Genomic DNA, 6,937 nt, shown 5'->3' with positions numbered 1-6,937 from the left:
ACGCGGCCGCGGCCGCGTTCTACGAGCTGGACACCGCCCAGCGCGACCTGCGGATCTCCATAGAGACCATCACGGCGGTGGACGACTCCCCCGCCGCCCGCCAGGCGGTCTCCGGCTTCGAGGCGCTCGGCCGGCGGATCGACGAGGTCAGCGGCCGGTACATCGCCGCCGTCGACGCCCATGATCTGGACCGGGACGACCTGGAGGCGTCCGCCGCCGCCCGCGCCCGGACCGAGCTGACCGCCGCCAAGGACGAGCTGGGGCGGGTCAAGCAGGAGCTGGACCGTTTCGCCGAGGGGCTGGGCCCGCTGCTCGGCAAGGCCGAGACGCAGCTGGCCCGGCTCGCCCCGGCCGTGGAGCGCGCCCGGCAGGGGCTGCTCGCCGCCTCCAACGCCCTGGACGCCGTACGGGAGTCGGGGCTGAAGGCGGACGACCTCGCCGCGCGACTCGCCGCGCTCGCCCCGGAGCTGACCAAGCTCAACCAGGGGGCCGGCCGGCACGGCGTGGCGGAGACGCTGGAGCGCGCCGACCGGGTCGTGCGGGAGGCGGAGGCGGTAAGGGCGGAGGCCGAGCGGCTGCCGGAGAAGGCCGCCGAGATCGACCACCGGCTGGTGTCGTTGCGGACCCGCGCGGAGGCGCTGGGCACCCGGGCGGGTCAGGTGCCGCAGATGCTGAGCGAGCTGCGGCGCAGATTCGTGGCGGCCTGCTGGCAGGACCTCCAGCAGGTGCCGGACCAGGCCGCGGCCGACGTCGAGCAGGCCCAGCTGAAGCTGCGCGAGGCGCGTGCCGCGCGTGACGCGCAGCGCTGGCCGGACGCGACGGCGCTGCTGTCGACCGTGCGGGCGCTGCTGAACCGGACCGACGAGGCGGTCTCCGCTGCGGGCGACCGGCTGCGGCGGCTGAACGCGGTGCAGAAGGACCCGCAGCAGGAGATCGACCGCACCCGGTTCGCCATCCGTGACGCGCAGCGACTCGCCATGGCGGGCCGTTCCACGCCCGATCCCCGGCACGCCCGCCCGCTCGACGACTCCGTGGCCCGGCTGGATCGCGCGGTCGCCACGCTGGAGGGCCGGCACCCCGACTACTGGCACTTCCTGACCGAGACGGAGTCCGTCCGGCAGACGGTGTCCCATGTGGTCGACCAGATCCGCAAGGAGCGTGGCGGGAGCGCCTGACGGGCGGGGCCGGTTTGCCCGCCGGGGCACCCCGACGGATGCTGAAGGGGTACGGAGGCCTCCGCTCACGCCTAGGAGGCGGATATGGCCACGCATGCCACACACTCCCTGCGGTCCCAGGGCAAGCACGCGGGTCCCCGGCGGCGGATCAGGATCGACGAGCACCTTCCCGTGGACCACCGGCTGAGCCGGGTCTACCGGTTCGGGGCGGGCCTGATGGGTCTGTTCCTGGTCACCTTCGGCATCCTCGGCCTGATCGACAAGGTCGGCTGGTTCGACACGCACGGCGACCAGGTCGCGGGGCTGAACACGAACGGCACGCTGAGCGTCCTGTCGATCGCGGTCGGGCTGCTGCTGCTCGTCGGCATGGTGATCGGCGGCAACTTCGCCTCCACGCTGAACATGACGCTGGGCGTCCTGTTCATCCTGAGCGGCTTCGGCAACATGGCCCTACTGGACACCGACTCCAACTTCCTCGCGTTCCGCATCCCGAACGTCCTGTTCAGCTTTGTCGTCGGCGTCCTGCTGATGACGTTCGGGATGTACGGCAGGGTCGGCTCGGCGCTGCCGCACGACAGCCCGTACTGGCGGGCCCGGCATCCGGCCCAGGCGGAGCGGGACGACCGGGTGCGGGCCGAGACCGAGGAGGGCAGGCGGAAAAGGGCCGACGCCCTCACCGAAGGCGGAGAGGGCGCCGGCCCGGGCTCCTGAGAGGCCCGACGGGAGTCGGCCCGCTCAGGTGCGGTACGCGTAGTAGTACGAGTTCGGGTACGAGGCGATGATGCTCGCCACCGAACGGCGGTAGGTGTCCGCGTCGTGGTACGTCAGGTACGGGACGCCGCTGCTGCTGCGGAAGGTGACCATCATCGAGTGGTCCTTGTCGCCATCCCGGTTGAAGTCGACCTGGAGCACGTCACCGATGTCCATCTGGTAGACGTTGGCGAGCGGGGTGGTGCGCTGGGCGGTCTGGGTGAACCAGGACCACTCGTTGACACCGATCCACGCGTCGGCCGTACCGTTCGAGGCGTAGTACCAGGTGTCGTACTCCTCGGGCGTCACCTTGGAGATCTGCTGCCAGCCGCCCGCCAGGAGACCCTGGCTGAGGTAGTTGGTGCAGTCGCCACCCATCGAGTTGTACTTGCGGTACGCCGGGTTGTAGTTCTTCCAGTACTTCTCGGTGTACGCCACCATCGCCTGGTAGTTGTACTTCCCGCCGTTGATCGTCTTCGGCGCGGAAGGAGCGGGCCAGCTGGTGGCGGCCTTCGGAGCCTGGTGGACGGCCATGGGCGTACGGCTCAGCTTGGCGTCAGCGGCCGGGGCGACGGGGTCGTTGATGCGCTGGGCGCCGCCGTCCGTGCCCTTCATGGCGGTCAGTTGCCACGTGCCACCGGACGCCGTGAAGGTGAGCTGGTGGTGCGCCTCGAAGCCCGTGGAGGCGGGCTCGTCGCCACGTATCTTCTTGTACTTCAGGCTCGTCCGCTCGGTGATCTTCACCGTGGCCTTCGTGCCCTTGACCTTGGTGCTGTCGACGGTGACCGCGGTGTCGGCCGAGGTGTAGGCCTCGCCCAGGGTCGCGAGACGCGCCTTGGTGGCGCGCAGGGCGCTCAGCTTGCCGTCCTCGACCTTCTTCTGGGCGCTGGACAGCTTGACGCCACCGGTGGGCTTCAGCGACTTGCGGGTCGCCCCACCACCGACGAGCACGGCCGTGCGGTCGGTGATCACGTTGTCCGCGACCCGACCGAACGCGTCCTTGGTCGCCTTCGTGACCTTGGGCGTCGACCCGGCGGCCTGCGCGGCGGTCATGGGCAGCAGCGCGGTGGCCAGTACGGCCGCCGCGACGGTCGAGCCTGCGAGGCTCAACGTCCTTGATCTCACTGCATTCTCCTTGCCCCCGAGTTGGTCGTACCCGGGGTCCGAATCTTTACATGACCTCCTCAAGCGAAGTAGGTCGGGGGGAATAACAAGTCGGAGAACGGGAAGACTATTTGACCACTGTCGCCCAGTCCGGCGACTGACCAGGGTCCAGATTGCGCAGGTTCGCCAGGGTCGACGGCTTCTGTACGTCCATCCAGTCGGCCAACTCCTGGAAGGACACGCACTTCACGTCCTTCTTGGTGCAGACGTTCTTGATGATCTCGTCGACGGCGTTCATGTAGATGCCGCCGTTCCACTGTTCGAAGTGGTTGCCGATGAACAGCGGTGCGCGGCTGCCGTAGTAGACGCGGTTGAAGCCGGACATGTAGGTGTCGATGGTCTCCCGCTGCCAGGTCGAGTGCATCGCCGGGTCACCGTCGGTCTTGCCGTCCGACTGGTTGTAGAGGAAGTTGAAGTCCATCGACAACGCCTGGTACTCGTCGTTGAACGGGAGCATCTGCAGCGGGAAGTCCCAGACGCCCTCCTTCTTCGCGGGCCACACCTGGAAGGCGCCGGGCGAGCTGGCGTCGTAGCGGTAGCCGAAGCCCTTGACCGCCTTCATGAGGTTCTTCTGCCCCTCCAGGCAGGGCGCGCGGCCGCCGGTGACGGCCTTGACGTCGAAGGGCAGCGGGTCCATGTCGGTGAAGCCGGTGTTGGTCTTCCAGTTCTCCAGGAAGGAGTTGAACTCCTCGATCTCCTGCTTCCACTCCTCGACACTCCAGTCGCCGCCGCCCTTCGCCCCGCAGAAGTGGCCGTTGAAGTGGGTGCCTATCTCGTTGCCCTCGCGCCAGGCCTCGCCGAGTTCCTCGATCGTGGTGCGGATGTGGTCGTCGGTGGGGTAGCTGATCGCGGCGGATCCCTTGTCGTGCTGCGGCGGGTCGTAGAGGTTCCTCTTGTCCTTCGGCAGCAGGTAGATGCCGGTGAGGAAGAACGTCATGTGCGCGTCGTAGCGCTTGGCCATCTGCCGGTAGTGATCGAAGAGGTTGTCGTCGCCGGCCAGGGCGCCGTCCCAGGAGAACACGACGAACTGCGGGGGCTTCTCGCCCGGCTTGAGCGGTACGGCCTTCAGCTGCCCCTTCTGCGGGCCGGTGTACGACGTGGAACCGTCCCCGATGACCTTGGTCTTGCCGTCCCACTTCGGTTCGGCGTTCTTGGCGGAGTTGCCCTTGCCGTCCTTGCCACCGGAGGACGACGCGGTCGGCGCTGTACTGGTCGTGCGGTTCAGCACCATGTAGCCGCCGACGAGGGAGGCGACGACGAGCAGCGCGGCCAGGGTCACGAACTGCGGCCGGGTGGTGCGGCGGGGCTGACGTGCTTTGCGGCGGCGGCCTTTGTGCGACTTGCTGCCAGGCTTCATGTGCGGCTCATTCTGCGAGGGTGGCGGGTCGGGTGCTCATCGGGCGTCAGCCGACGCTCGTCGCACGGGACCAGATGTCGTAGGGCACGCCGGATCCGGGGGTTCCGGCGATGCCGTCGAGCCGCAGCGGCTCCAGGCTCTTGGACAGGTCGATCCGGTACAGGACGACCGCGGTCGACACCTTCTCCGCCGTGCCGACGTACCAGGCGGCCTTGTCGTCCTGGGTCGTCCCGCCCTTGCCCGCGACCTCGAAGGAGGCGGCGCCGGGCGAGGCGGGGTGGTCGCTGCGGAAGGCGTCCGTGAGCGCCTCGGTGACCTGCCGGGCCACCTCGGCGCCCACCGCCCGCTTCGGCTTGGGTGTGGACATCCCGACCTTGGATCCGTTGTGGGTGATCTTCCGCACCGAGTACGGCTCGGTGTGCCGGCCGTCCGCGGCGAACGTGCTGTAGCCGCTGGCCATGCGGATCGCACTGGGCGTGGCGCTGCCGACGGACAGGGCGGGCACCTGCGCACCGAAGCTGGACGACAGCAGTCCGGCCGCCTCGGCGGTGGAGCGCACCTTGTTCAGACCGGTGTCCATGCCGAGCTGCATGAACGGGGAGTTCACGGACTTGGCGAGCGCGTCGTGCAGGGTGATCTGGCCGTAGGACCGCTTGCCGTCGTTGCGGGCGCGGACCCGTTTGCCGTTGCGGTCCCAGTAGGGGCCCTCGGGGGTGGTGATGACGACCCCGTCGTCACCGTTGTAGAGCGTCTGCGGGGTGACAGGTGTCGGCCGTCCGTCGCGCTCCTTGACGACGCCGTGTTCCAGGGCGGCGGCGTAGACGAACGGCAGGAACGCCGAGCCGGACGGGACGGTGGTCGAGTTGGACTCGTTGTAGCCCTGTCTGCGGTGGTCGGGGCCGCCGTAGACGGCGAGGATCCGTCCGTCGGCGGCGACGGAGGACGCTCCGAAGTGGGTGGACTTCGCCTTCTTGGGGCTGTCCTTCGCGACGCCCTCGCGGGCCTTCGTGACGGCGTCGGTCAGCTCGGTCTGCCGCTTGCGGTCGAAGGTCGTGTAGATCTGGTAGCCGCCCATGTCGAACTCCTGGGCCGGTATGTTCCCGGCCTTCTTCGCGTACTGGGCGGCCAGCTCCACGAGGTAGTCGCTCTGCTTGCCGGTGTCGTACTGGTTCGACTGCTTCAGCGGCTCGGGGAACGTCCGGTACGTGGCGCGCTCGGCCTTGGAGAGCTTGCCGATGTCGACCATCCGGTCCAGAATCCACTCCCAGCGCACGACGGCCCGGGCGTGGTTGGACCGGCTGAGGGAGGGGTCGTACAGGCCGGCGCCCTTGAGGAGGGAGGCGAGGAAGGCGGCCTCGCTCGCGTTCAGCTGGCTGACGTCCTTGCCGTAGTACGCCTGGGAGGCCCGCTGGATGCCGTAGGTGCCGCGGCCGAACCAGCTGGTGTTGAGGTAGCCCTCGAGAATCTCGTCCTTGCTCATCTGGTTGTCGAGCTTGAGGGCGAGCATCGCCTCGTTGAACTTACGGCCGAGCGAGCGGTCCTGGGTCAGGTAGACGTTCTTGACGTACTGCTGGGTGATCGTCGAGCCGCCCTGGGTGTCGCCCTCACCCACGGTGCGCACCAGGGCCCGGGTGATACCGCTGAAGGATATGCCGGGGTCGGAGTAGAAGCTCGAGTTCTCCGCCGCGAGGACTGCCCAGCGCACGTCCTCGGGGACGTCCTTCAGCGGCATCGCCTGGCGCCGCACCCAGCCGGTACGGGCCATGGGCGTGCCGTCGGACCAGAAGTACACGTTGTCCTGCTGGGTGGCGAAGGTGTTGAGGTCCTCGGGTATGTCCGTGGCGGCGTACGCGATGGTCAGCAGCATGGTGCTGAGCCCCACGGCGAGCCCTCCGGCGCCCAGCGACTGCCGCCAGGACGGCACCCAGCGCCGCCAGTCGGTACGGCCCGGGCGCGGGTACTGCGGGCGTATTCGGCGGGCATACGGGGCCAAAGGGGCGAGGCGCGGGCCCACGGCGGCCAGGAATCTGGCGCGAACCGACGGCCTGGCCGCCTTGCGCCTGTCCCGCCTGCCGCCCGTCGCCGACTGCTCCGACCGGCTGTCGAGCATGCCCGGTTCGAGCACGCGCAGCTGCATCGTCTCGTCGGCCGGCGGGGGCGGGGCCTTGAGCTCCATGGTCTCGTCCGCCGGCGGGGGCGGAGCCTTCAGCTCCATGGTGAACTCGGACTCCGGGAGCCCCTGCTCCCGGCGCTCCTGTGCCGCTCCCCGTCGGCGGCGCATACGGCCCTCTCCTTCAGCGTTGCCCATGGCGCGCTCCGCTGCGGGGACGGCTCATGTGCTGCGCGGCGACGATCCGGCGGAACGCGGCAACCTTTCGCCCGCCCACGGCGACATAGCGACCGGGGGACGTGACTCCCGATCGACACAGGACAGCGGTCATGACTGTCCCCCCTCCCACTTGGCATCGCCCGCGTGGACCGTCACAGCCGC

Annotated in this window: 5 protein-coding genes; 2 read left to right on the top strand and 3 right to left on the bottom strand. The window is 69.2% G+C overall.

Features of this window, described 5'->3' with window-relative positions:
- Both AOK15_RS32820 and AOK15_RS32815 read left to right on the top strand, forming a co-directional pair.
- Positions 1 to 1,175 (top strand): hypothetical protein (locus tag AOK15_RS32820; RefSeq protein ID WP_055521958.1); only part of this gene is annotated, 1,175 nt, incomplete at its 5' end.
- 84 nt (positions 1,176 to 1,259) lie between these two features.
- Positions 1,260 to 1,886: a DUF4383 domain-containing protein gene (locus tag AOK15_RS32815; RefSeq protein WP_055521957.1), complete on the top strand. Its 627-nt coding sequence runs from the start codon at positions 1,260 to 1,262 to the stop codon at positions 1,884 to 1,886.
- A 24-nt stretch (positions 1,887 to 1,910) separates the two neighbouring features.
- Here the strand turns inward: AOK15_RS32815 and AOK15_RS32810 are convergent, their stop codons facing one another.
- The 3 genes from AOK15_RS32810 to AOK15_RS32800 form a co-directional block, all read right to left on the bottom strand.
- Positions 1,911 to 3,050 carry an amidase domain-containing protein gene (locus AOK15_RS32810; protein ID WP_055521956.1) on the bottom strand — a complete coding sequence of 380 codons (1,140 nt, stop codon included), beginning with the start codon at positions 3,048 to 3,050 and terminating at the stop codon, positions 1,911 to 1,913.
- A 106-nt stretch (positions 3,051 to 3,156) separates the two neighbouring features.
- A complete protein-coding gene (locus AOK15_RS32805) occupies positions 3,157 to 4,446 on the bottom strand; it encodes a polysaccharide deacetylase family protein (RefSeq protein ID WP_055521955.1) in 1,290 nt (429 codons plus the stop codon).
- 46 nt (positions 4,447 to 4,492) lie between these two features.
- A complete protein-coding gene (locus AOK15_RS32800) occupies positions 4,493 to 6,622 on the bottom strand; it encodes a transglycosylase domain-containing protein (protein ID WP_055521959.1) in 2,130 nt (709 codons plus the stop codon).
- Positions 6,623 to 6,937: the final 315 nt, after the last annotated feature.

Source organism: Streptomyces ossamyceticus, assembly GCF_001418475.1.
Classification (GTDB): Bacteria; Actinomycetota; Actinomycetes; order Streptomycetales; family Streptomycetaceae; genus Streptomyces; species Streptomyces ossamyceticus.
This window is presented reverse-complemented; position numbering and strand designations above follow the sequence as displayed.